We start from the raw sequence: 24,702 nt of genomic DNA, 5'->3' as shown, positions 1-24,702 counted from the left end.
TTCAATATGGCGAAGTCCGAGGCCCCTGGGGCAATGTCCAGCCCAGGCGTTTATTATTGCCCGCTCCGCGACCTTCAAAACACGATTGCCGATTCAAGTCTGGGCGCAAGGCCGCAGCGGCAATCGTCACTGACCTCGACCGCTTTACAGGCTGTTGCCGTTCAGCAGTCGGGTGATTCGCTTGTCTTCCACCGCGTCGCAGACGCGCGTGCCGCGCAGGTTGCGGCGGCGCTTCTTCGACAGCCGCGAGTTCAAGTGGCTGGTGCCGGCGCCGCGGTGCTTCACCTTGCCGCTGGCCGTCAGCCGGAACCGCTTCTTGGTTCCCTTGTGGGTCTTTTGCTTGGGCATCGTACTCGATCCTGAATTACCGTATTCGATCCTGAATCAATGTCTGGTCGGCTGTGGTTTTTGGTTTACCACGGTGGACGCGACTCTCAAGTCGCGCCGCTCGCCAAGGTGAACGCCCCGGGCGGCGAATCATCGCGCGCCAGGCGGCCACTCGGCGGAATTGCCGAATTGGGCATTATAACGCTTGAGTTCTGGTGCGGAAGCCCAAACCGGGTGCCAACTTAGCCCGGGAATTATGTGCAAAAGTCGGCAGTCGCTCCCCATCGGGTGGCCCAGGTGCTCGCACCTGGGTGGCCGAAGGCCACAAGAAACCTCGGGCGATGCGTGGCCCCAGGCGTCAAGTCGCCAGTCGCAGAACGCGGCGCTCGAGGCTTCCTGTTGCTGCGCAACCCCGGCAACCCTCCGCGATCCTCTCGCTCATGTATTGATTCATTCACCCAAGCCGGCGGCTTTGCCGCCAGGAGCGGTGGCAGAGCCACCGGCTTGGAAGGGGAGTGACGCTACATGATCGCGAGACTCGCTTCAAGCCATCGCTCTCGACGTTACTTCCGCTGTGTCAGCAACTTCGCCTTGGACGTGCCCCCCCGGTACAGGTCGTACTTCGGGTCGGCGTACTTCGTGAAGAAGGCTTCCAGCCGGCCGGCCAGCTCGCGCTGCACCGTCGCATCGGCGGGCTGGCCATAGCGGTTGAACCGCTCGCCGGGATCGTCGGCCAGCGAGTACAGCTCGTGCGGACCCTCGGGGTGCCGCGTGACGAACTTCCACGTCTCGGTTCGAATACAGCGGACGTTTTCCATCTCGTAATAGACTTCGTTGTCCCACGATTGCTTCTGGCCGCGCAGCGTGGCCGAGAAATCGCGCCCGGGCGAGCGCGGCTTGTCCGGCATCGCGTCGCCCATGCCCAACTGCCCCAGCACCGTCGGCAACACGTCATAGTTGCTAACCATCAGGTCGCTCGTCGCGCCGGCGGGTATCACGCCCGGCTGGCGAAACAGGAGCGGTACCTGCATCATTCCGTCCATCGCCCCCAGCGGCCGAGTGTGATCCCCCATGCCCCACACGCCGTTCTGGCCCCCCATCCACCCCTGGTCGGCGCAAAAGATCACCAGCGTGTTTTGCTCCAGGCCCAGCCGCCGCAGCGTGTCGAGCACTTCGCCAACACCGTCATCGACGCCGCTTAGCTCCTCGGCATAGCGGCGAATCGAGACCGGGTTGTTCAGGTAGGGCTTGTTGTCAAACTGCCAGGGGTGCATCGCCTCGCGCGGGAACGACGGCAGCTCCTTGTCGGCATAGTAAGCCACGTGCCGGTTCCGCGACGGTTGCAGCAACAGCTTCCCCAGCCCATACGGCCCGTTGTACGACAAGAACAGAAAGAACGGCTTCGCCTGGTTGCGCTCCAAGAACGAAACCGCCCGTTGTGTCCACAGATCGGTGAGCGAGCCTGGCTCGCGCCGCACCTTGCCGTCTTCGATCACCTCGGCGTCGTAGAACTCGATGGTCCCACCGTGCGGCATGGTGGTCCATTCGGTGAAGCCTTCCTGTGGCGTGAGATTCGCCCCCAGGTGCCACTTGCCCGACAGTCCGCAGCGGTAGCCGCGCGCGGCGAGCATCTTGGGCAACGATCCGAACTCGCCGATCGTGCAATAGGCTTTCGGCCCCATCTGAGTCCCTTCGAGCCCCAGGAAGCAATGCACGCCGTGTTGCGACGGAATCAGCCCGGTCAGGTACGTGGCCCGCGTGGGCGAGCAAACAGCGTTCGAGGCGAACGCGCGGGTAAACCGCATTCCCTCGCTGGCCAATCGATCGATCCGCGGCGTCTGAATGTCACGGTTGCCGTAACAGCCCAATGTCCACGCCCCGTGATTGTCAGTCATGATCAACAGAACATTCGCCGGCCGCGCGTCGGCCGCAGTTGCAACCGGCGCCACGAACACAACTACCACCAACCAAACGACAACAATCTTGCCAAGCGTTCCGAACATTACTCCCCCCTCCTCATCACTCTTGCCCGCTCCGTGCAAACCTCCGTGCCACCGTGCCTCCGTGGCAAATCCCTCGGCCCATTGTAGTACGCTCGGCCCTCCCCCGCCCGGTTCGTTGCATCGCGATTTTCGCCGGGCTATAACCCTGGGAAGTCGGACCTGCTGTTTGCCGCCCGGCGCGTCGATGTTTCGCCGCGCGCCTGGCGTTCACCGAGTCATCGTACGCTTACCTTTTAATCAAGGACGCACCCCATGGCCACCGCCACCCCCCCTGCTCGTCCCAAGACGCCGCAATTGAAAGATCAGCAACTGTTCATCGACGGCAAGTTCGCGGCCAGCAAGTCTGGCAAGTCGTTCACGGCCATCAACCCGGCCACCGGCGACGCCTTGTGCCAGGTGGCCGAAGCCGACGCCAGCGACGTCGACCGCGCCGTCGCGGCCGCGCGGCGTGCCTTGGAATCGAGCCCCTGGAAGACGCTCGACGCGGCAGCACGCGGCGAGTTGATGTTCAAGCTGGCCGACTTGGTCGTCGAGAATGCGGAAGAATTGGCGTCGCTCGAATCACTGAACAGCGGCAAGACGATCACCGACTCGCGCGGCGACGTGCAAGGCGTCGTGAATACGCTGCGCTATTACGCCGGCTGGGCCGACAAGATCGAAGGCCGCACGGTCCCCGTCCGCGGCAACTTCTTGAGCTACACGCTCCGTCAACCGGTCGGCGTCGTGGGGCAGATCATTCCCTGGAACTTCCCGTTGTTGATGCTGGCCTGGAAGTGGGGGCCGGCCCTGGCCTGCGGAAACACCGTGGTCATGAAGCTGGCCGAGCAGACGCCGTTGACCGGGTTGCGGATGGCCGAGCTAGCCACGCAGGCCGGCTTTCCCAACGGCGTGGTGAACGTCATCAACGGCATGGGCGAGACGACTGGCCATGCGATGGTCGTCCATCCGGGCATCGACAAGATCGCCTTCACCGGCCACGTCGATACGGCCAAGATCATTCAAAAGCAGGCGGCCGACACGCTGAAGCGGACGACGTTTGAGCTGGGGGGCAAGAGCCCGAACGTGATCTTCGCCGATTGCGACTTGGACCAGGCCGTGGCCGGCGCCCACCACGCCATTTACTTCCACGGCGGGCAGTGCTGCACGGCGGGGAGCCGGCTGTTCGTCGAAGAGAAGATTCGCGACGAGTTCGTCAGCCGCCTGGCCGAAAAGGCCAAGCAGCGCAAGGTGGGCGATCCGCTTGACCCCACGACCGAGCAAGGCCCGCAGGTCTCGCAAGAGCAGATGGACAAGATTCTCGGCTACGTCAACGTCGGCCAGAAGGAAGGGGCCAAGCTCGTCACTGGCGGCCAGCGCGTCGGCGGCAAGGGCTTCTTTGTCTCGCCGACCATCTTTGACAACGTCAAGGACGAGATGACGATCGCCAAGGAAGAAATCTTTGGCCCCGTCGTCAGCGTGCTGCCGTTCAAGAACATCGACGAGGTGATCACCCGGGCGAACAACACGTTCTACGGGCTGGCGGCGGCCATTTGGACCAAGGATCTGGACAAGGCGCACACTTATGCCCGCGAGGTAAAGGCCGGCACGGTGTGGGTCAACTGCTACCACGTGGTCGACACCACGACGCCGTTCGGCGGGTTCAAGATGTCAGGCCAAGGCCGCGAAAACGGCGAAGCCGCGCTGGAGCACTACACCGAAACGAAGACCGTGACGATCAAGCTGGGGTAGAGAACCCGGCGAGATTGTTAAGTCGAGAATCAGTCGTTCGCGATGAGCGAAGCATCAAAAGCCGCCGGCGCAAGCCGGCGGTTTTTTTTGCGCGCCGGCTGCGATGCATGCGGCCTTGTTAAACACAATCTCTGTTCGGGGGTGCCATGCTCAAGCCCCCAAGGCTTGAGCATGCTCGGTACACGCTTCACATGCTCAAACAAGAAGTTTGAGCATGGCACCCGGCAACTGCCTTCAAGCACCAAAGGTGCGCACCATACCAGCGTGGGGCAACGCCCCACGTTCATGGTCTTCAAACGGTCTAAGGGCTGAAGGCCCGCACCATCCGCATCACCTACGCGTCCAAATGGGGCGGGCTTTCAGCCCTTGATGGGTTTGGTTGGTGCGTTACCTGGGGCGTTGCCCCAGGCTGGTATGGGGTCGGGCCGTTGGCCCTTCATCCCCTCTACCGGACAGCCAGGGCTTTCCACGCAATGGCGGACCAACAACAGATGCAAATTGCCAGCCAGGCAGCAGCCGTCTTCAGCATTAATTGAGCAAACGAAAGATACGGAAAGCTATCTAATCGTCCTGAGTCTTTGGAAATGAAGTATTCCAAGATGCTTAAGGCGGCAAGCGTAAATGGCAGCACCCATCCTGCGCTGAGCATGCCTATTACGATGGCGAAAAAACTGCTGCCATACCATTTGTTCATATTAAGTCCCTCGCCCCCTACCCTTCCCGGCGCTGCCGGTAATACTTCAACCCCGGGAAGAAGAAGCATGCGCCGGAGACTACGCCGAACAGCGTGATCCCGAACGGAATGTTCCACCGCTGCATCAAGGCCATGGCCAGGGACGTGACGAACAGCGCCAGCGATTGAATGTAAAACGCGCCGGACAGCATGCCCGCTTTGACCAGGAACACCATCCCGCTGGTCAGCCCCAGGATCGGCGACAGACTGAGCACCGGCAGCCCCAGCAGCATCTCGACCGGGAACAGCAGCGCAATCGTCAGCACGCTGCCGGCCCAGACGTGGGCGATCTGCCGCTCGATGAACGTCACCGGCCCGGCCCGGCGGCGCAGCGCCCAGAACATGGCCGCCCAGGTCCCCAAGCCTGCGGTCCACAACAACACGTACGGCCACGGCGCGCCGACCCCGCGCCATTGCAACCAGTTGGTCGCCACCGACAAGAGCACGAGCGCCAGACTGTGCCACATCCACAGCAGCCCCCAATGCTCGAGGACCGTGGCGTGATGCGTCTCGCGCATCCAGCGCGCTAAGACCTGCGAGAACTGACCCGAGCGCGCGGCAATCGGCTCGTCAGCCAGAAACGCTCGCAGGTCGTCGGCCAACGCGGCCGCGCTCGGGTAGCGCAGCTCGGCGGGTTTTTGCAGGCACTTGAGCGCCACGAGTTCCAGCACCCGATCGGCCTTGGGGTTGATCAGCCGCGGCGGCAGCGGCTCTTGCTCGAGGACCAGGAGCACCGTTTCCATCGGCGAGCTGCCTTGGAACGGCGGCCGGCCGGTCAGCGTCTGATACAGAATCGCCCCCAAGCTGTACACATCGCTGGCCGGGCCGACGCGGCCGCGGCTGCCGGCGGCTTGTTCGGGCGACATGAACGTCGGCGTTCCCAGGATCGCCCCGGTGTTCGTCAGCGAACTGTCCCCCTCGACCCGCTTGGCCAGTCCGAAGTCGGTGACCAGCGCGCGTCCCTGCCGGTCGATCAAGATGTTCGACGGCTTGAGGTCGCGATGCAGCACTCCTTGCTCGTGCGCGGCCTGAATCGCCTCGACCACCGGCAACAGGAGCGCGGCCGCTTCGCGCGGCGGCAACGGCCCCTCGGCCAGTCGCTGGGCCAGCGTCTCGCCTTCGACGAATTGCATGGTGAAATAAGGCTGGCCGTCCTGCTCGCCCACCTCGAACACCCGGACCAGGTGCGGATTGTCGAGCCGCGCCGCCGCCTGGGCCTCCTGGCGAAAGCGGACCAGCTCCGAGGCCGGCGCCGACGCGCCGTGGCGGATCATCTTCAGGGCCACGACCCGATCGAGTTCGCGATGCCGGGCCTTGTAGACCACGCCCATCCCGCCGCGGCCCAGCTCTTCGAGCAGTTCGTACGGGCCAAACATTTGGCCGGTGGTGGATGTTGCGGTCTGGCGTGATGGTGGCGACGTGGCAGGTTTCTCGGCCTTGGCGATGGCGGCTTCAGCCGCCGAGGCGCGCTCACGCGCGGCCGACGAATCGGCGTGGGTCATATCGCTGGCCAGGCAGTCGGCCACCATCATCGCGCCCCACAGCGAGCGCAACTCGCCGGCCAGCTCGGGGTGAGCCCGACAAGCCGCCGAAAGATCGGCCGCGCCGCCGGTGCGCATCTGCTCGGCCAGTTCGTTCAACACCACGGCCAGCAACTCCTCGCGGGCCGCGCCGGCGTCAGCTTGCTGCGCGGTGTGTGAGTCGCGCGCGTCCGGCTTTGAACTGGCCCCGTCGGTCATACGACTACCCTTCGGCCGCCGGCGTGTCGTCCAAGAGGGCCCGCAGGCGGCGCATGGCTCGCAGATAACGCATGCCCGCCGCCGGTTCGGTCAGGCCGAGGGCCACGGCCACTTCCTGGTTGGCCAGTTGCTCGAAGTGACGCATCTCGATGATCTCGCGATCGATGTCGTCCAGTTGAGCGAGCGCGGCGCGAAAGCGTTCCTGCAGTTCCTGACGCAGCAAGGCGGTGGCCGGCGTCAGCTCGCGCCCGTCGCGCAGTTGCGCCGCCAGATCGAGCGCCGACTGGTCCTGCCACGCGGTGACGGCCTGTTCGCGGTCGACGCTCCGCTGGCCGGCCAGCCGGTGGCGACGGTGGGCGTCGATCATCCGGTCCTTGGCGATCTGCCGCAGCCAGAGATGAAACGGCATTCGCGGGTCGCGGAGATAATCGCCCAGGCGGCGGTTGGCCTCGACCAGCGCGTCTTGCACGATGTCGCTGGCGTCGACGCGACCTTGAATGGCTCGATCGGTTCGCAGGGCCACCAGCTTGCGCAGCGCGTCGCGATGTTTTTCGAGCAGCGCGCCGGCCGCCGACGCGTCGCCGGCTTTGGCCGAGACGATCAGCTCTTGCGTATCGGTCGAGTTGGGCCACATGGTTCGCTGCACGGGTGACGCTGCACAGGTAACGAAGCGTCGGCCATTATCGGCGTGAATAGCGCCGCGGACAATGGCTTGATCCCACGACGATAAAGAGGCTCTCACTGGCTCGGAGCGGTCGCGTTCCCAAGCCGGCGACTCTGTCGCCGCTGATTGGCGGCAGAGCCGCCGGCTTGGTTGTCATCATCCCAATGGGAAATACTCTAGCGCAGGACGCGATCGGCCAGTGCCGGAAACTCGCGGCGGGCGCGACGAACCGTCTCGACGTCGATCTCGCAAGTCAGCACCTGGGGGCCGTCGCCGGCTTCGGCCACGACGTTGCCCCAGGGGTCGACAATCATACTGTGCCCTGCCAGGGCGACGCCGGCGCTCTGGCCAGCGCCGTTGCAGGCGACCACGTACGACAAGTTTTCCAGGGCCCGGGCGCGGTTCAAGAGTCGCCACGGTTCAAGCCTCGCCGCCGGCCACGCCGCCGCGACCAAGAAGATTTCCACGCCTCGGTCGACCAGCGCCCGATACAGTTCCGGAAACCGCAGGTCGTAACAGATCGAAAGCCCCAGCGTCCCGTGCGGCGTCGCCGCGGTCGCCGGTTCGCTGCCCGCGGCCAGCAGCGCGCGCTCCTGCGACTGATAGCCAAAAGTGTGCATCTTGCGATAGCGCGAGACAGTATTGCCGGCCGGATCGACGAGCAGCGTAGTGTTGAAAAGCTGTGAGCCAGCCCGTTCGACGAAACTGCCCATCAGGAGCCACGTGTTCAGCTCTTTTGCCTTGTCAGCGAGCGCGCGAACCGTGGGGCCGTCGACGGCTTCGGCGTGCCGCTCGTACTGATCGAATGCGAAGTACCCGGTCGGCCACAACTCGGGCAACAGGACCAGGTCGCTGCCGCGCGCCTGGTCCAACAGCGCGAGAGCCGCAGCCAGCGACTCGCCCGGCGTGCGATCGGCAATTTCAAGTTGCAGGCAACTGACGCGCATTGGACGGCACACTATTTCTGATCGCGGGTCGCAGGGTGCGTCGGTAAGCCGCCGCGCAAGCCACGCATAGATACAGGAGCGAGTTCGAGGACGCCGATATTGCTCGCGCGATCTTGCTGCGACGCGGCCTGGTATTCCGCGAATTGAGTCCACGCATAGGTCTTGCCGGCGAAGATCAACTTCTCCAAGTCATAGACGTTGTTTTCCGCTGCCCATTTCGTCTTGTCACCAATTGTCAATGTCGCGGCCGACAGGCCACTGATGAATTCAGAGTTCTTCAGGGTAAATGCCGTGCCGTCCGCTTTGACATCCAGCCGGCGAATCGAGACATGATCGGCTTCAACCACGGAACGCGCGCCGAACCGCACTGGGCTGGATTTGCCGCAGGCGTCGACCAGCACGTTGTCCAGTCGCACCGTACACTGCTTGTCGCTGTTCGGCTCCCCTTGTACGACCAGGCTCTGCTGCGCGCAGCAGCGAATTGCCGAGTTCTTCATCGAGTGCTCGTTGGAGCCGAGAAAGAAGACGTCAAAGCCGATGTTTGAGTCGGCGTAGACCCGATTGTAGTGCGACACGCTGTCCCCCACGTCGCACAGGCCGGTCGAATTGCTCAGCGTGACGAAGCCGTCGACGGCGATCTGGCAATCGTCGTGGGCGCTCATTCCGTCGTCGCCGCACTCGATGGCGGCGATGTTCTCGAAGCGGACGTCGCGGCATTTGCCGTGGATGTTGTAGCCGTCGTTGTAAACGTGGGTGGCGGTCAGATTGCGGATCAACAAGTGCGAGCAGTCGCCGCTCATCTGCACGCTCGTCGAGCGTAGCGGCGCTTCGATGCGATAGTCGGCCAGCTTCTTGCCCGGGGAAGTTTTGATGTAAAACGCGTGCGCATCTTGCTCGAACGTCCACTCGCCTGGCTGGAGTTCGGCCGGCGCTTTGAGCGGGGCTCGTTTCCCCTTGGACGTGCGCCCCATGAAGTTCATTTTGCCATCGATGCGGAAGAACCAGCGCTGGATGACCGCGCCGTCCTTGCCCAATAGCCGCTCGGAGAGCAAGTGATCGTTGCGGTACAGCCCGGGCGAAACCTCTTGCCAGTCGGCCACGGTGATCGGGTCCGAACCTTCGATCGTCGCGCCGTGCCCGTCGAAAGTGATCGGCCGGCCGGGCTCGCCGTGGGCGTTGTGAAACACGACCGACTCGCGATACGGGATCGTCGGGTGAACGATCAGGTGGACCGTGTCGCCGGGCTTGGCGCGGCGGACGCCGTGATGAATCGTCTTGACCGGGCCTTCCTTGCCATTCGTCTCGGCCGCCAGGCCGGTGTTGCGATCGTCGCCACTGACGTGGTTCACGTAGATGTCACGCCCGGCCGCCGGTTCATCGGCCCGCGCGTTCGCAACCAGGCCCATCGCGCAAACGAGCGCAGCCAGCGCGCAATAGCAGCGAAGACAACTCATCGAACGATCCTTGAGAGGCGAGGAGCGACGCGAAGCAGCCGCAGACCGACTATTTAGCGGTCAGTGTTACTTGCTAGTCACGGTCAGCCAGACATTATCGACCGACGTCCCCAGGCCCGCCAGCGGCATTTTCGCCGTCCGCTGGCGCGCGGCCGTGCCGAGCGAGCGGGCCGTGATTTGAATCGGCCCGCGGAAGGGCTGCTCGCCCGGGGCGATTTTCAGGGTGACCTTCTTGGCGGTGTCCCCTTTTTTGCCGTCTCCCTTGGCGGCTGAGCGAACCGGTTCGCACTTGGCCCCCTCGGGCAAGCCGGTGACGGTGATTTCGATTTCCTCGGCAAAACTATTCGCGCGGTCGATGGTGATCGGCAGCTCGATCTCTTTCTTGGCCGCCGTCGTCAACTCGCTGGCCGCGAACGCCAAGGTGTAATCGGGCTCGACTAGCGCAATGTCGAGCGTGTAGGCGTGATCCGCGCTCCCCGCGCCGTACAGGTCGGCGACCGCGATCAGGTACTTGCCGTCGGCCAGAATCGTGTAGTTCAGTTCGGGATCGCGCTCCTTCGCCGAGTCGTCGCGGCTGGTGAGCAGCTTCTTCTGGCTGTCGTAGACGCGCAGCTCGCCATCGAGCGGAAAGCCCAGCCGCTGCGAGCGCACGACGAGCGCCAGGTTCTGCCCCTTCTTGGCCTCAATGGCGAACACGTCCACGTCCCCCGGCGCGACAATGCGCCCGCTGACGACCACGGGCCAGGCGATTGCTTGAGCATGGTCTCGATCGTTTGGTTCGGCTTCGGCCAAGCACTTCTTGTCGACCACGTCGAGGCGGACTTCGCCGGCCAGTTGAGCGTCATGGATCACGACCGATGTGGCGTCAGTCGGAGGCGTGACCTTTTTCGTGCGCAGCGCCTCGGGAATGTTCCAGCCCACCAGTTCCAGACTGGTCTCGACGCCGCGCTCGACCGCCAAAGGCATCGTGTAATTCAAAAAGCCGCCGGTCGTGAGCGTCATTCGATAGGCGAACTTGTCGCCGCCGGCAAAGGCCACCGAGCCGGTCGCCGTGGCCGGAAACGCGAACAGTCGGACCAGGTAGGCGCCATCGCGCGGCGCGGTGAACACCAGCCGCGGATCCTGCCCCCGGGTGTCGTGATTCTGGGCCAAGACGAATCCATCGGCCGAGAGCACTTGCAGCACGCCGTCCATCGGCGAGCCCAGCCGCTCGGCCGCGACGTCGGCCACCAAGGTTTGCCCGGCCGTCAGCGCGACGCTGAACGTGTCGATGTCGCCGGCCTTGGCCAGCCGCCCGTTGACGACGACGGCGACGGGCGAAATCGATTGCGCGGCGGTTGTCTCGTTGTTCGGCTCCTTCTCTTCGATCTCGGGTAGCGTGCCGACCACGATCGCTTGCGGCGTCGAGGCCCCTTCGTCGTTGAAGAACCGCACCAGGCGCAGCCCTGGTTCCGCGTCGGCCGTGGCCGAAAGCTTGAAGCGGCCTTCTTCTTTTTCGGGAGTCAACGTGATGCCGGCGCCGCTCGTTTGGACTTGGGCCGGCCAGGGCTTCATCGCGCCGCTGACGGTGAGCGTGACGCTTTGCCCGCGCTGCACGCCCAAAGGGAACACGCCGGTCGGCTTCGGTGGCGCGGCCACGGTTAAAACCGGCGCGGCAAGCAGCGCGACGACGGCCAGCCAAGTGTAGCAGGTGATCTTCACGTTCAGCGCGCCGCCTCTCAACCCATCAGTTCCTTGATGGGGGTCGGATCGCTGACGATGTGCGATGGCCGCCCTTGCGGCGTGTAGAGGATCTTGTCGGGATCGATCCCCAGCTTGCGATACACCGTCGAGGCAAAGTTCTCGGGGCTGAGCACGCGCTCGACGGGGGCATAGCCGTTCTTGTCGGTCGCGCCGATGACCGTGCCACCCGGCACGCCGCAACCGGCGAACATCACGCTCATGGCATTCGACCAGTGATCGCGACCGGGGAGCTTGCGATCGGGCAAGGTGGAAATCTTCGGCGTGCGGCCGAACTCGCCCAGCGCCACCACCAGCGTCGTTTCCAGCAAGCCGCGCTGGTCCAGGTCTTCGATCAGCGCCGCGATGGCGTGTTCGAACGGCGGCAGCTTTTGGGACAAGCCAGGGAAGATTTCCGAGTGGCTGTCCCAGCCGCCGTCGTACAACGTGACGAACGGGACGCCGGCCTCGACCAGTCGCCGCGCCAGCAGCGCCCGCTGAGCAAACGGCTTGCGACCGTAGTGGTCGCGGACCTTGGCCGACTCTTGCGAGATGTCGAAGGCGCGTTGTGCCTCGGGCGAGTTGATCAGGTCGTAGCCTTGCTGATAGTACGTGTCGAGCGCCGGCACCGGGTCGCCGGACGCCTTGTTATCGATGCGCGGCAAGCGATCGACCAGCGCCCTCAGGTCGCGGCGGCCGGCAAAGCGATCGGTACCGATCCCTTGCGGCAAGGCCACGTCGCGGACGCGGAAGCCGTCCTTGTTCGGATCGTCGGCCACGACGAACGGCGCGTACTTGGCCCCCAAGAAGTTCGGACCCGCCGAGCGTGAACGATCGGGCATCGAGAAATAGGCCGGCAGCCCGCGCGGCGCGGGGCGCTCAAAAGCGGTCACCGAGCCCAGGCTGGGATGAAAGCTGACGAACGCGCCACAGCCGACGGGAATCCGCGGCGGCGCGCCGGTCATCATGTAATGGTTCCCCGCGCCGTGGTTTCCCTGGTTGTGGCAAATCGACCGGACGACACACAGCTTGTCGCTAATCGACGCCAGCCGCGTCATGTGTTCCGAGAAGAACACGCCGGGAATCTTGGTGCTGATGGTGTCGAACTCGCCGCGGATTTCGGCCGGGGCGGTCGGCTTGGGGTCGAATGTTTCAAAGTGCGACGGCCCGCCGTCCATCCAAATCAGGATGCAGCTCGTGGGGCGCTTCTGCTTGGCCCCGGACGTGGCCGCTTCGGTGCGCAAGCGCAGCAAGTCGAGCAGTCCGCCGCCGGCCAGGGCGCCAATGCCCAATTGCAAGCAATCGCGGCGGGAGATGCCAGCGCAGTTTCGGTGAATCGCCATCAGTGTCGTCCTTTGTCGTGCCGCGACAGGTTCGATTGCCGCACAGCGCCGATCAATCCTTGAACAAAAACTCGGGAGTATTCAGCATCGCCCACAGCAGGTCTTCGGTCGTTTGACGTCGGGCCTCGGGGCGATCGGTATAAAGTTTCACGGCCGCCTGCAACTCAGCGTCGCTGGGGCGTCGCGAGTAAACGGACAAGTAAAGCTGCTCGACCAACTCGGCCGGCGTTTGCTTGCCACCGGCCAGGCGCGCCGACAAGCCCGGATCGCCGACGATTTTCTGGTGCAACTGCGACGAGTTCATCAGGTGCAGCGCCTGGACCATCGTCGTCTCGCCGGTTCGCTCGCAGGGCGGATCCTGGTTCGGGTCGGGTCGACCGAAGGCGTCGAGGAACAGCGAATTGATCCGATGGGTCCAGATCGCCGTCGCCCGACTCCCCGGCGCCATGGCCGCGTAGTCGTCACGCACGCCGGTGATGTCGGCAATCGCGTCCGAGATCGTCTCGGCCCGCAGCCGCGTCCGATAGTGTCGCGAGTAGTTTTGCGTGTCGGCCACGTTGGTGTCGTTCGTTGCGCTCGACAATCCATAGACGTACGAGGTCATGATCGTGCGGAGCATCGCCTTTTGATCGTACTTCAGCCGGCGGAATTCCACGCCGAGCGCGTCGAGCAGCTCGGCATTGGTGGCCGGGTTGGTGGCCCGCAGATCGTCGACCGGCTCGACCAGGCCGCGACCCATCAGCTCGGCCCACATCCGATTGACCGCCACGCGCGCGAAGAAAGGATTGTCATTGGCCGTCATCCAGCGCGCGAACGCCAGGCGAGGATCCTCGTCGTCGCTGAGGGCGGCTTTGCCCGTCAGTGGCTCGGGGGGGACAATCGCGCCGGAGATCGGGTGCTTCACGGCACCTTTCGCCGCGGTGAAGATCATTTCCTCACCGCCCGAAATCGGCGCCGAGATGCCGGTCCCCTTGTAGCCCACCCGGCCAAAGAACGCCGCCATGCCGTAGAACTCGTCTTGTCCCCAGACTTCGAAGGGATGGTGGTGGCAACGAGCGCAGTCAAGCCGCACCCCCAGGAACAGTTGGCTGACCAGGACGGTGATTTCTTCGGGCGTGCGCCGATCGCGGAACATGGTCGCCGCGCCGTTGCGCCAAGTGCTGCCCCGCGCGGTCACCAGCTCGCGCACGAACTGGTCATAGGGCTTGTTCTCGCGAAAGGCGTCACGAATCCACTGATCGTAGTTGAGCGTGGCTTTAATGCCCACGCGGTAGGGATTCGGCCGCAGCAGATCGACCCACTTGTTGGCCCAATGGTCGGCGTACTCGGGCCGCGCCAACAGGGCGTCGACCAGCGCGGCCCGCTTGTTCGGCGAGGTGTCGGCCAGGAACTTGTTCACCTCGTCCGGGGTGGGCATGCGGCCAATCGCGTCCAGGCTGGCCCGGCGCAGGAACGTGGTGTCGCTACACGGACCCGAGGGGAGCACAGCCACCGATTCGAGCTTGTCCCAAACCAACTGATCGATGAAGTTGTGACGCGGCAAGGCCGAGTAGCGCTCGGCGGGCAGTCGCGCCCCGCGCGGGATCACCACGTTCCAGGTGGCGATGTGCCCCATGTAGCGAATCATCGTCGACGATTCGCCGGGCAGCCGCCCGGTCTTGATCTCGCCAGTCGTCGAGATGGTCGAGACTCCGGTGTCACTTGACTGGTACGCGCACCAGGGGGTGACATCGCGCGTCGAACCGTCCGAGTAGCGGGCCGTGACCGTGAGTTGCTGTTTGCTGTTGGGCGACAGGGGCAACTCTTCGGGCCCGACGGCGATTAACTTCAGGACCGGATCGGCGGGGCCGCTGCGCGGCATGCCGGCGGCGATCCAGTCGCGGAGAATCTTGTATTGTTTGCTGTCCCGGGCAATCCGCTCGCCGCCGCCGTGCGAGACCGCGGCCGACCCCTTGCGCAAGAGCAGGCTTTCATCAGCCGCGGCGGGGAACACGCGGCGGCCACGCGCCTCTTTCACGATCGCGTTGTAGTCAAAGTCGGCATCGAAGCCGAGCAGCGAAAGCTGAAAGCCATTTTGCCCCCGGCTCTTGCCGTGGCAGGCCCCTTGGTTGCAACCCGCCGCGGTCAGCACCGGCATCACGTCCAACTCGAACGTCAGTCGCGGCGTTCCCACGGGCGCTTTGCTGGAAGCCGACGCGGTACGGATCACCGGTTCGGGCGTTGCGGCGCGGCTCGTGCCCACCAGCGCGATGTTCAACAACATCGTCGCCGTCACGAAATCTGAGCGCCGGAAAAGTCGCATGGAACGAGCCCGCGGAAAGCCAGGGAGGGTGGTCGGCAAGGGGGAGGGAAAACGGGCCGGAGAGCAAGTATCAATCTACTCTGATTGATCGGCAAAAGTCAACGGAAAAAGTGAATGCACCTTCCCCGTTTGTGCTAAGATCAGAGCCGCTTTGCCCTGCCCCCAGCGTGTTGTTGCTCCCCTGCCCCGCGCGCCGTCCGAACGTCCCGCCAGCGCCTATGAGTCAATCGACCGAACGGCCGACGCACGTGCGTCACTTGATCATCGCCACGGCCACGTGCGCGGCGGTGTTGTTGTATCTCGAGCGCGTCTGCTTGTCGGTGGCGGCGGTTTACATTCGCGAAGACTTGTTGCTCTCCGATGTCGAGTTGGGTTGGGCGATGGGGGTCTTCTTCTGGGCCTATGCCGCCGGGCAGGTGCCGTCGGGTTGGCTGACCGATCGCTTCGGGCCGCGCAAGATGATGACGGTCTATCTGGTCGGCTGGTCAGTGTTCGGCATTTCGATTGCGCTGGCCAACAATCTCTGGACGCTGCTGTTGGCGCGATTGGCGCTGGGGCTGTCCCAGGCCGGCGCCTATCCCACGTTGACCGTCCTGGTCAAGCATTGGGTGCCGCGCGACGCGCGCGGCTGGGCCAGCAGCGTCGTCGCGTTCGGTGGTCGCGCCGGCGGCGCGGGGGCCAACCTGTTGACGGCGCTGCTGATCGTCGGCTTTGTCCCCAGCGATGCGCCGACGTTGTTCTCGACTGGCGATGTGCTGGACGCCCAGAAGTTGCAAGAGCATTGGACGTCCACCAAGCCGGCCGAGTTGAACCCGCTGCGCGAGCGGCTTCGCGCGCAATTGCCCGGCGCCAACCCGAGTCACGAGCAGATTCTGTTGACGCTCAACGCGCTGTTGGCTTCGCCCAACTGTTTCGAGGGGCTCGACGCGACGACATTGTGGCTGTCGGCCGATGCCAGATCGATCGAAGCGGTGCCGATCGCCGATCGGAACACGTGGCAAATCGCCCGCTATAACCGGCTGGTCATCGAGAAGGCGTTTCCCGGCTCGCTCAAGCAGTTGCACGGCGCTGGCTGGCGGCCGACGCTGTTGGTCTATGGCGCTGGCGGCGTGCTGATGGGGCTGGTCTTCTGGTTCATGGTCCGCGATTGGCCCCGCGAGCATCGCCGTTGCAACGAAGCCGAGGCCCAATTGATTACCGCCGGCGAGCCACCCGCACTGGCACAGACCGGCAAGCCCGAGTCGATTCCCTGGCGCGCGCTAGCGTTGAACTGGAACATGACTTTCAACTCGCTGGCCCAGTTCTTCGTGAACTTTGGCTGGGTGTTCATCATCACCTTGTCGCCAACCTATCTAGCCGACGAATTCTCGGTACCGATCGAAGAGCGCGGCTGGATGACAACGGTGCCGTTGGTGGTATCGTGCGGCGGGATGTTGTTCGGCGGCTGGTTGACCGACTGGCTGACGCGCACGCTGGGGTTGCGGTGGGGCCGCGCGCTGCCGTTTGGCGGCTCGAAGGTTGTCAGCGTGATCGCTTTGGCCGCCTGTCCCTGGCTCGACTCGCCGTGGGCCGTGACGGTTGCCTTGTCGGCGATGGCGTTCGCGACCGATCTGGGTGTGCCGTCGATCTGGGCCTTTGCCCAGGACGTCGGCGGCCGACACGTCGGCTCGGTCGTTGGCTGGGGGAACATGTGGGGGAACTTGGGCGCGGGGCTGGGGCCAATCGCCCTGGCCTGGGCCCAGAAGTATTATGGCTGGAACGTCGTGTTCTATTTAAGCGCGCTGGCCTGTGCCATTGGCATGCTGGCGGGCTTGTTGATCCGGGCCGACCAGCCGTTGTTTGCGGATGAATGAATCACCGTCGAGGAAGCGAGGAGCGTCGATGTCGAAGACCAGTGAAATCACCTTGCCGATGATGCGCGAAAAGTTCACCAGCGCCGTCGTTTGCGACGCGCTCGATGCCGTCGGCTTGCGTCAGCAATCGCCGCGCGTCCAGTTGCGCCCCATGACGACGCCGGGCGTGCTCGTCGGCCGCTGCAAAACGACCCTCTGGGCCGACATGGCCCATGCCGATCCGCGGCCGTACGAATTGGAACTGAAAGCGGTCGACGGCTGTCAGGCCGACGACGTGCTGATTGCCGCGGCGGCCGGGTCGATGCGCTCGGGTATTTGGGGCGAGTTGCTGTCGACGGCCGCGCGCAACAGCGGTTGCCTCGGCACGATCGTCGACGGCGCGGTCCGTGATGTGGCTCAGATGACGCGGATGGGCTTCGCCGTCTTTGCGCGCGGCGTGTGCATTTATGATTCGAAAGACCGCCAGCGCGTGATCGACGTCGACGTCCCCGTCGAAATTGACGGCGTGACGTTCGCCGCGGGCGATCTGGTCATCGCCGATATCGACGGCGTAGTGGTCGTGCCGCGCCGCGTCGAGGTCGAGGTGGTTCGCCGGGCCTGGGAGAAGGTCCACGCCGAGAACGTCACGCGCGACGCCATTCGCGGCGGCATGAAGGCTCAGGCCGCTTACGACAAGTATGGAGTTCTGTAGTTCACCGAGAAAGGAACGGTTAGCGATGGAAGTGATTCGCGGGCCCGGCGTGCCGGCCAGCCATTTGCCCTTTAGCCCGGCGATCCGCGCCGGAGGTTTCGTGTTCGTCTCGGGGCAAGCCTCGGTCGACGACGCGGGCAAGATCGTCGTCGACACCTTCGCCGGCGAGATGCGCCGCTCGTTCGAGAACGCCCGGCGCATCCTGGCGGCGGCGAAACTGACCTTTGCCGACGTGGTGCAAGTGCGCAGCTACGTCGCCAGCCCGGCTGACCTGGCCGAGTACAACCAGATTTACTGTGAGTTCTTCAGCGAGCCCTTCCCGGCGCGGACGACGATTGTCGAGTGCCTGGGCACGGCGTTGAAATTTGAAGTCGAAATGATGGCCTTCGCCGGGAAGTAAAGGAAGCGACCCATGCGCGTCGGAATTGTCGGCTTGCTGCAAGAGTCGAACACGTTCATCAACGGTCAAACCACGCTCGCCCACTTCGAGCAAGACCTGCTTTGCGAAGGGGCCGAGATCGAGCGGCGGATGGCCGACGCGCACCACGAAGTGGGAGGCTTCTTCGAGGGACTGGCCGCGGCGGGCATCGAAGCGGTGCCGATCTTCCTGGCCCGCGCGCTGCCGTACGGCACGATGCAGCGCGGCGTGCTCGAAGAGTTGCTGGCCCGGATGGACCGCGCCCTCGATCGTGCCGGACGGCTCGACGGGCTGCTTGCCGCCCCGCACGGCGCCACGGTCAGCGAGACGGCGGCCGACGTCGATGGTTACTGGCTGGCGCGGCTGCGCACGCGGTTCGGCACGCGCTTCCCGATCATCGCCACGTTCGATCTGCACGCCAACATTTCGGCGCAACTGGTCGCGGCCTGTGACGCGCTGATTGGCTATCGCTCGAATCCTCATCTTGATCAGCGGGCTCGCGGTGTCGAGGCGGCAAAGCTGATGGCCCGCACGCTCGGCGGCGAGGTGCGACCGACGATGGCGGCGAACTTGCTGCCGCTGGCCGTCAACATCGAGCGGCAGCTCACCTCGGCCGAGCCGTGTCAAAGCCTGTACGGGCGGGCCGACGCCATGCTGGCCGCGCCCGGCGTGCTGACCAACAGCGTCGCCCTGGGCTTCCCCTATGCTGACGTGGCGCAAATGGGCTCGGCCATCGTCGTGGTCACGAACAACGACTGGGCCAAGGCCAGGATGCTGGCCGACGATCTGGCCAACCATTGGTGGTCGCGGCGCGAGGAGTTCAACGGCCAGTTCATCACGGTGGACCAGGCGCTCGATCGCGCCGTGCAACTCGACGGGTCAGTCTGCCTGCTCGATATGGGTGACAACGTCGGCGGCGGTTCGCCGGCCGACGGGACGTTGCTGGCTCACGGCTTGCATCAGCGGCAAATGGGGCCGAGTTTTGTGTGTCTTTATGACCCGGCGGCGTATGAATTGGCCCAGGCCGCTGGGCTCGACGCGCGTGTCACCCTGTCGATCGGCGGCAAGACCGACGCGTTGCACGGTTCGCCTCTGACCGCCGAGTTTACCGTCGGGCGGTTTGCCGAGGGGAAATTCAGCGAGCCGAACCCTCGCCACGGGGGCATCGTGAACTTCAACATGGGACCAACGGCCATCGTGACGACCGACGCGGGTTTGACGGTGATGATCACTTCGCGCCGTTGCGCGCCGATGAGCCTGAACCAATTGGTCAGTTGCGGGCTCGACCCGGGAAGCTTTCGCTACCTGGTCGCCAAGGGGGTACACGCCCCGGTGGCGGCCTATCGCGAAGTCTGTCGCCACCTGATCCGGGTTGACACGCCGGGCGTGACGAGCGCCGACTTGCGGCGCTTGGAGTATCACCACCGCCGGCCGATGTATCCGTTTGAACCAGACATGACCTGGGTGGCCGGTAACGGGGCCCAGGCAAAGGTAGGATCGCGATGAGTATTTGGCGCTGGGCCGAGATGTTGCCGACGGTGCCGCTGTCGGCCCGCGTGACGTTGGGCGAAGGGAGCACGCCGCTGTTGCGGTCGCGCTCGATCGGCCCCAAGGCCGGCATCCCGGAACTGTATTTCAAGCTCGAAACGACGAACCCCTCGGGCTCGTACAAAGATCGCTTCGGCGTCGTGGCGGTTTCCGACGCGCTGGCCCAAGGCAAGCGGCGGATCATCGCCACATCGAGCGGCAACACCGGCGCGGCGTTGGCCGCGTACTCGGCCGTGGCGGGGATTCCGGTCGAGATTGCCATCGTCGAACACGCTCCGCCCGACAAGTGTCGCCAGATGCTGGCCTATGGCGCGCGGCTGCACCGCATTCGCGGCTTTGGCGTGACGGCCGACGTCGATCGGCAGATTCTCGGCGCGTTGCAGTCTCGCGCGGCGCTGCCAGGGAACATGCTCTTGATCAGCGCGTTCAAGTTCTGTCCGGTCGGCATGTGCGGCGTGAAGACGATTGCGTACGAATTGGCCGAGCAACTGCCGGGCGGCGCGTCGCACGTGTTCTGTTGCGCTGGTGGCGGTGGCTTGGCCTTGGCCACGGCGCTGGGATATGCCGAGTTAAAAGCCGCAGGTCGAGTGCAGCGCACGCCGGCCATCGAGTGCGTGCAACCCGTCGGCAACGCGACGATCGCGGGTCCGCTGGCCCGCGGCGCGGCCCAGGCCGAAGCGGTTCGCTGCGAAACGCGGATCAGCGGCTTGCAGGTTCCCTCGGTGATCGACGGCCAGGAAGCCCTGACGGCCTGCGCCGCGTCAGACGGCACGGGGCACCTGGTGCAAGATGAAGAGGTGTGGGAGGTGCAGGCTCGGCTGGCGCGCGAGGAAGGCATCTTCTGCGAGCCGGCGGCCGCGACGCCGTTGGCCGGGGCGCTGCGCGCGCAGGCCGAAGGAAAGCTCCGCGCGGGGCCAGTGGTGTGCGTGGTCACCGGCATCGGGTTCAAAGACCTGGCCGCCATCGACCGCATGGTCCCGCCGCTCGAGCCAGTCTGGGAACTCGACGCCTGGCTAAGCGGCACGTAAGAAGTGATGAGTGCGGAGTGATGAATGATGAGTGGGGGGCATTCGTGCGCATACCACATATCGGCACTTGCCGGCATTCATCACTCAGCACTCATCATTCATCACTTCCCCACGCTGCCAGCCTCCATCATCCCCGAGCGCGCGCAACCCTTCTCCCCCCGGGAGAAGGTGGCCGAAGGCCGGATGAGGGTCAACGTCGCTCAACTGAAACGCGTCGCCCGGGGCTACGTGGACCCTCACCCGGCGGCTACCGCCGCCACCCTCTTCCGGGAGGAGAGGGGTTAACATCACGCCGCGCGAGATTGACATTTGCGGATGGCCAACACGGTTGGCGCCGTCTCGCGCGTGAATCGCTTCCCGCGTTCAAGCTGAAAATAAGATGCACGTAGTGCATCCTACGGGAAGTGCCCAACGCAGACTTGGCGGTCAGGGATGCAGCGTGCGACAATAGTGCGTGATCCCTGACCTGCAGATATTTATCGAATAATTGGAGTGCGCTCGCTATGAAGCGCGTCATGTACATTGAAGACAAGAGCGGGGGCCTTGATGGTCCCGGCCGCATTGGGTGGGTGGAGTTCTCCAAGTCTCGCCGTTCGTATCACTACGCTGGACGTACATTGCTTCGGTGCGCCGGCTATAAATACAACTGCATTGACGTCGAGACACAGGAGCAATTCTGGGTGTCCGGGCCCAAACGTGACGGTTCCGACAAGCTTTATGGAGGCAAGGTCGAGATCGACGACGACGCCCGTGTCGAGTATTGGACTTCGGTGCGTGGAAAGCTCGAGTGCGCCCATTTGCAGTCATACCGTGCGTAATCTTCGTAATTAGTTCATGAGCGACGTTCAAATGAGGTCGAGTCCCCTCAGCAATTCTGTACCCTACGGCTGGCTTCATGACCCCAAGACACTGACGGAGAATCGCAAGCATGCCCAAGACGTTGTTGGCCATTGGCGCTCACTATGACGACTGCGTGTTCGGCGTGCCGGGGATTATGTTGCAGGCCGTCGCGCGGCATTACCGTGTGGTGATACTGTCGCTGATCGGCGATTACACCAACTGGGCGCCGATCGGCAAGCGGCATACCGAGCTGCTCACCGGCACCACCGAGATCAGCCGGCTCTATGGCGTCGAGATGCGCTATCTGAACTTCGCATCGCACCGCTTTGACGTGAACGACGAAACCAAGCGCAAAGTGGCCGAGGCCGTCGTCGACATTAAGCCCGACCTGGCGCTGATGTTGTGGCGGGCCGACCATCACGACGATCATGTCGTCGCGTCGGAACTCAGCGGTATTGCTCTGCGCTACGCGTCGTCGCTGGTCGACGCGCCGGCGTACAAGCCGCCCCGCAAGATTTATCTCTATGACAACGGCCCGCGGCACACGATCGGCTTTGAGCCGGACGTGTTCGTCGACACCACCGACGTCTGGCCCCAGTCGATCGAGTGGCTGGGACGGTTCATGGCGCTGGTCCGCGGCCAGACGTACGATCCGGACAAGCCCGACGGCGCGCAGCAGACCAAGGAAGCGATCGCCCTGTACCGGGGCAAAACCTGCGGCGTGAAATACTGTGAAGCGTTGCGAGCGATGAACGCCGAGCCTCGGGATATTCTGTAATCGGGCCTGGGCCGCCGATCGGCGGCGTTTCTTGCGGCGCGAATACCTGCTCTAACCTGGATCGCCAGACGAAACTCGCGAGCCGCGGGGCACTCCGGCTTTGGTGAAAGCCTCGGCCATGTTCTGGTACGACGTCCGGGCGGCCTGCATCGGGTCGTAATCCTTCTTGCCCGAGAGCATGGCGCTCACCTCGACGCACACGTCGCCGCGATAGCCGCCAGCATAGAATTGCTTCAAAAGCGCGGCATAGTCGAAGTTCCCGCCGTCTCCCGGCAGCGCGAAGACCACCTTCTCGCCTTGCTGCACGGCGTCTTTCACCGCGATGTGCGCCGTGTAAGGCAGGGCTTCGGCGATCGTCGCTTCGAGCGACAAGTCGCGGTAGGCATAGTGGCTATAGTCGTAGACCATCCGTAGCCACTTCGAGTCTCCCAGTTGCTTGATCAGCCAAATCGCATCGGCTGGCCGCGACATGGCCCCGAACCGATGTGGCTTGATGGCCAGCACCACGCCGGCCGACTGGGCCGTCTCTTGCCACGCGCCGAGCCGATCGCGGAACAAATCTTTCCGCTCGTCCCACTTGCCGCCGCCGAGCACGGTTTGGACCACCGGTATGTCGGTTCCTCCCAGATCGCGCGCCAACTCAAACACGCGCTTCAGCCGTTCGACCTCGGCGGGTGCTTGCTGGGCGTCGAGCGCCGGCGGGATGTTCTCCATCAGCGCGGTCAGCCGGAGCTTGCGCTTGGCGAGCAACGCGACGATGTCTTCACGCTGTGACTTCGACAATTGAGCCGGCTCGCCGGTGCTGCCAGGCGCGGCGTTGACCTCGGCCCCGTCGTAGCCGATGTCGGCAATCGCATTCAGCGCCTCGGCCAGCGACATCCCTTTCATGCTGTAGGTGCCGATGCTCAACGTGCAGCCCGTCGCCAGATTCGCGGCCAAGGCACGCGAGCCATTGGCCAATGCGAGCGCCGCCGCACCGAGCCCGAATCCTCGCAACCATTGCCGCCGACTAAGCTGATGCATGCTCGATCCTCGTGCTCGCGGATGATAAACCAGAAGTGCCAACCCCTTTAGTAACGAACGGCCGCGGGGTGGGCAATGGTTTCGCATGCCTTTGTCAGGCGAGAATCGGCTTCACGACGTTTCCGTGTACGTCGGTCAGCCGGTAGTAGCGCCCCTGGAACTTGAACGTCAGTCGGGTGTGATCGATCCCCAGGCAGTGCAGAATCGTGGCGTTCAGATCGTGGACGTGCATGCCATCGGTGGCGACGTTGTAGCTGTAGTCGTCGGTCTGGCCATAGTTCATGCCGCCGCGCACGCCACCGCCGGCCAGCCACATGGTGAAGCAGCGCGGGTGGTGATCGCGGCCAAAGTTCGTCGCCGTCAGCGTTCCTTGCGAATAGATCGTCCGGCCGAACTCGCCACCCCAGACGATCAGCGTGTCGTCCAACAGCCCGCGCCGCTTCAGGTCGGTGATCAATGCCGCGCAGGCCTGGTCGACATCCTGGCTTTGCAAGCGCACGTTGGACGGCAAGTTGTAGTGCTGGTCCCAACCGCGGTGATAAAGCTGAATGAACCGGACGCCGCGCTCGGCCAGCCGTCGCGCCATCAGGCAATTGGCGGCGAACGTCCCCGGTGTGCGCGAATCGTGGCCATATAACTCGAACGTCTCGGCCTGCTCGTTCGACAAGTCGGTCAGCTCGGGCACGGACGACTGCATGCGAAACGCCATCTCGTACTGCGCGATCCGCGTGCCGATTTCCGGATCGAGCGTTTCGACCTGCTGCTGACGATTCAACTCGGCCAAGGTGTCGAGCTGCCGCCGCCGGTCGCGCTCGCTGACTCCGTCAGGGTTCGACAGGTACAGCACCGGATCCCCTTGATTGCGGAACGAGACCCCCTGGTGGTTCGAGGGTAAGAAGCCCGAGCCCCACAACCGCGCGTACAGCGGATCGGCCGGCGACAGCGCGCTCCCCCGCGAGGTCAGCACCACGAACGCGGGCAGATCGCGGTTCTCGCTCCCCAAGCCATAGGTGACCCAACTGCCAAAGCTGGGTCGCCCCGGCTGTTCGTGGCCGGTCTGCAGGAACGTGACCGCCGGGTCGTGATTGATCGCTTCGGTATGGACCGAGCGAACCACGCACAGATCGTCCGCGACGCGACCCAGGTTCGGCAGCAACTCGCTCATCCACGTGCCAGCCTGGCCATGTTGCGCGAACTTGAACGGCGACGGCGCGACCGGCAATGTCTTCTGATTGGAACTCATTGTCGTCAGACGCTGACCCGCGCGAACCGACGCGGGCAATTCCGCGCCATGCCGCGCGGCGAGCCCCGGCTTGTAATCAAACAAGTCCATCTGCGACGGACCGCCGTGCATGAACAGATAGATCACCCGCTTGGCGCGCGGGGCGACGTGGGGCTGCTTCAAAATGCCCGGCACGCCGGCGGTGGCGTCGCTGGTCGCGGCGCCGAGCGACGCGGGATCGAACAACGAGGCCAGCGCCGCCGCGCCAATGCCCGTGGCCGCACGGCCAAAGAACTGCCGCCGGGTTTCGGACTTTGCCAGCTCGTGAATGGGGTTCATCGT

At 64.3% G+C, this 24,702-nt stretch carries 20 protein-coding genes; 8 read left to right on the top strand and 12 right to left on the bottom strand.

Annotated features, from left to right (window positions below; translation table 11 throughout):
- Positions 1 to 144: 144 nt before the first annotated feature.
- Both rpmI and JSS27_20060 read right to left on the bottom strand, forming a co-directional pair.
- Positions 145 to 348, bottom strand: a complete 204-nt coding sequence (gene rpmI / locus JSS27_20065; protein MBS0211247.1) for a 50S ribosomal protein L35 — start codon at positions 346 to 348, stop codon at positions 145 to 147.
- Between the two features lie 542 nt (positions 349 to 890).
- The gene (locus tag JSS27_20060; GenBank protein MBS0211246.1) at positions 891 to 2,330 is read right to left on the bottom strand and encodes a sulfatase-like hydrolase/transferase; all 1,440 of its coding nucleotides are present in this window, start codon (positions 2,328 to 2,330) and stop codon (positions 891 to 893) included.
- 252 nt (positions 2,331 to 2,582) lie between these two features.
- Between JSS27_20060 and JSS27_20055 the strand changes: the two genes are divergently transcribed.
- The gene (locus JSS27_20055) at positions 2,583 to 4,058 is read left to right on the top strand and encodes an aldehyde dehydrogenase family protein (protein MBS0211245.1); all 1,476 of its coding nucleotides are present in this window, start codon (positions 2,583 to 2,585) and stop codon (positions 4,056 to 4,058) included.
- A 445-nt stretch (positions 4,059 to 4,503) separates the two neighbouring features.
- Here the strand turns inward: JSS27_20055 and JSS27_20050 are convergent, their stop codons facing one another.
- The 8 genes from JSS27_20050 to JSS27_20015 form a co-directional block, all read right to left on the bottom strand.
- On the bottom strand, positions 4,504 to 4,752 hold the full coding sequence (locus JSS27_20050) for a hypothetical protein (protein ID MBS0211244.1): 249 nt from the start codon (positions 4,750 to 4,752) through the stop codon (positions 4,504 to 4,506).
- Positions 4,753 to 4,769: 17 nt separating this feature from the next.
- Positions 4,770 to 6,530, bottom strand: coding sequence for a serine/threonine protein kinase (locus tag JSS27_20045; protein MBS0211243.1), 1,761 nt, complete (start codon positions 6,528 to 6,530; stop codon positions 4,770 to 4,772).
- A gap of 4 nt (positions 6,531 to 6,534) precedes the next feature.
- Positions 6,535 to 7,164 carry a sigma-70 family RNA polymerase sigma factor gene (locus tag JSS27_20040; protein MBS0211242.1) on the bottom strand — a complete coding sequence of 210 codons (630 nt, stop codon included), beginning with the start codon at positions 7,162 to 7,164 and terminating at the stop codon, positions 6,535 to 6,537.
- Between the two features lie 206 nt (positions 7,165 to 7,370).
- Positions 7,371 to 8,141, bottom strand: a complete 771-nt coding sequence (locus JSS27_20035; GenBank protein MBS0211241.1) for a carbon-nitrogen family hydrolase — start codon at positions 8,139 to 8,141, stop codon at positions 7,371 to 7,373.
- Positions 8,142 to 8,152: 11 nt separating this feature from the next.
- Positions 8,153 to 9,595: a hypothetical protein gene (locus JSS27_20030; GenBank protein ID MBS0211240.1), complete on the bottom strand. Its 1,443-nt coding sequence runs from the start codon at positions 9,593 to 9,595 to the stop codon at positions 8,153 to 8,155.
- 66 nt (positions 9,596 to 9,661) lie between these two features.
- The gene (locus JSS27_20025) at positions 9,662 to 11,296 is read right to left on the bottom strand and encodes a PPC domain-containing protein (GenBank protein ID MBS0211239.1); all 1,635 of its coding nucleotides are present in this window, start codon (positions 11,294 to 11,296) and stop codon (positions 9,662 to 9,664) included.
- A 17-nt stretch (positions 11,297 to 11,313) separates the two neighbouring features.
- Positions 11,314 to 12,657, bottom strand: a complete 1,344-nt coding sequence (locus JSS27_20020) for a DUF1501 domain-containing protein (GenBank protein ID MBS0211238.1) — start codon at positions 12,655 to 12,657, stop codon at positions 11,314 to 11,316.
- A 52-nt stretch (positions 12,658 to 12,709) separates the two neighbouring features.
- The gene (locus JSS27_20015; GenBank protein ID MBS0211237.1) at positions 12,710 to 14,959 is read right to left on the bottom strand and encodes a DUF1549 domain-containing protein; all 2,250 of its coding nucleotides are present in this window, start codon (positions 14,957 to 14,959) and stop codon (positions 12,710 to 12,712) included.
- A 218-nt stretch (positions 14,960 to 15,177) separates the two neighbouring features.
- On the opposite strand from JSS27_20015, the gene JSS27_20010 reads away from it, so the two are divergent.
- From JSS27_20010 to JSS27_19980, 7 genes are all read left to right on the top strand, one after another.
- Entirely contained in the window at positions 15,178 to 16,812 is a 1,635-nt protein-coding gene (locus JSS27_20010) for an MFS transporter (protein MBS0211236.1), read from the top strand.
- A gap of 58 nt (positions 16,813 to 16,870) precedes the next feature.
- Positions 16,871 to 17,503 (top strand): RraA family protein, encoded by a 633-nt coding sequence (locus JSS27_20005; GenBank protein ID MBS0211235.1) that lies wholly within the window; start codon positions 16,871 to 16,873, stop codon positions 17,501 to 17,503.
- A 25-nt stretch (positions 17,504 to 17,528) separates the two neighbouring features.
- Positions 17,529 to 17,903: a RidA family protein gene (locus JSS27_20000; protein MBS0211234.1), complete on the top strand. Its 375-nt coding sequence runs from the start codon at positions 17,529 to 17,531 to the stop codon at positions 17,901 to 17,903.
- A 12-nt stretch (positions 17,904 to 17,915) separates the two neighbouring features.
- Positions 17,916 to 19,427 (top strand): M81 family metallopeptidase, encoded by a 1,512-nt coding sequence (locus JSS27_19995; GenBank protein ID MBS0211233.1) that lies wholly within the window; start codon positions 17,916 to 17,918, stop codon positions 19,425 to 19,427.
- A 20-nt stretch (positions 19,428 to 19,447) separates the two neighbouring features.
- The gene (locus tag JSS27_19990; protein ID MBS0211232.1) at positions 19,448 to 20,497 is read left to right on the top strand and encodes a pyridoxal-phosphate dependent enzyme; all 1,050 of its coding nucleotides are present in this window, start codon (positions 19,448 to 19,450) and stop codon (positions 20,495 to 20,497) included.
- A gap of 503 nt (positions 20,498 to 21,000) precedes the next feature.
- Positions 21,001 to 21,315, top strand: coding sequence for a 1-deoxy-D-xylulose-5-phosphate synthase (locus tag JSS27_19985; GenBank protein ID MBS0211231.1), 315 nt, complete (start codon positions 21,001 to 21,003; stop codon positions 21,313 to 21,315).
- A 110-nt stretch (positions 21,316 to 21,425) separates the two neighbouring features.
- Positions 21,426 to 22,115 (top strand): PIG-L family deacetylase, encoded by a 690-nt coding sequence (locus JSS27_19980; GenBank protein ID MBS0211230.1) that lies wholly within the window; start codon positions 21,426 to 21,428, stop codon positions 22,113 to 22,115.
- A gap of 51 nt (positions 22,116 to 22,166) precedes the next feature.
- Here JSS27_19980 and JSS27_19975 read toward each other — a convergent pair whose 3' ends face one another.
- Positions 22,167 to 23,138, bottom strand: a complete 972-nt coding sequence (locus JSS27_19975) for a sugar phosphate isomerase/epimerase (GenBank protein MBS0211229.1) — start codon at positions 23,136 to 23,138, stop codon at positions 22,167 to 22,169.
- A 94-nt stretch (positions 23,139 to 23,232) separates the two neighbouring features.
- Positions 23,233 to 24,699 (bottom strand): DUF1501 domain-containing protein, encoded by a 1,467-nt coding sequence (locus JSS27_19970; GenBank protein ID MBS0211228.1) that lies wholly within the window; start codon positions 24,697 to 24,699, stop codon positions 23,233 to 23,235.
- Positions 24,700 to 24,702: the final 3 nt, after the last annotated feature.

The organism is Planctomycetota bacterium (genome assembly GCA_018242585.1).
GTDB lineage: Bacteria > Planctomycetota > Planctomycetia > Pirellulales > PNKZ01 > JAFEBQ01.
Note: the sequence above shows the minus strand (reverse complement) of the source record. Positions and strands in the feature narration are given on the sequence as shown.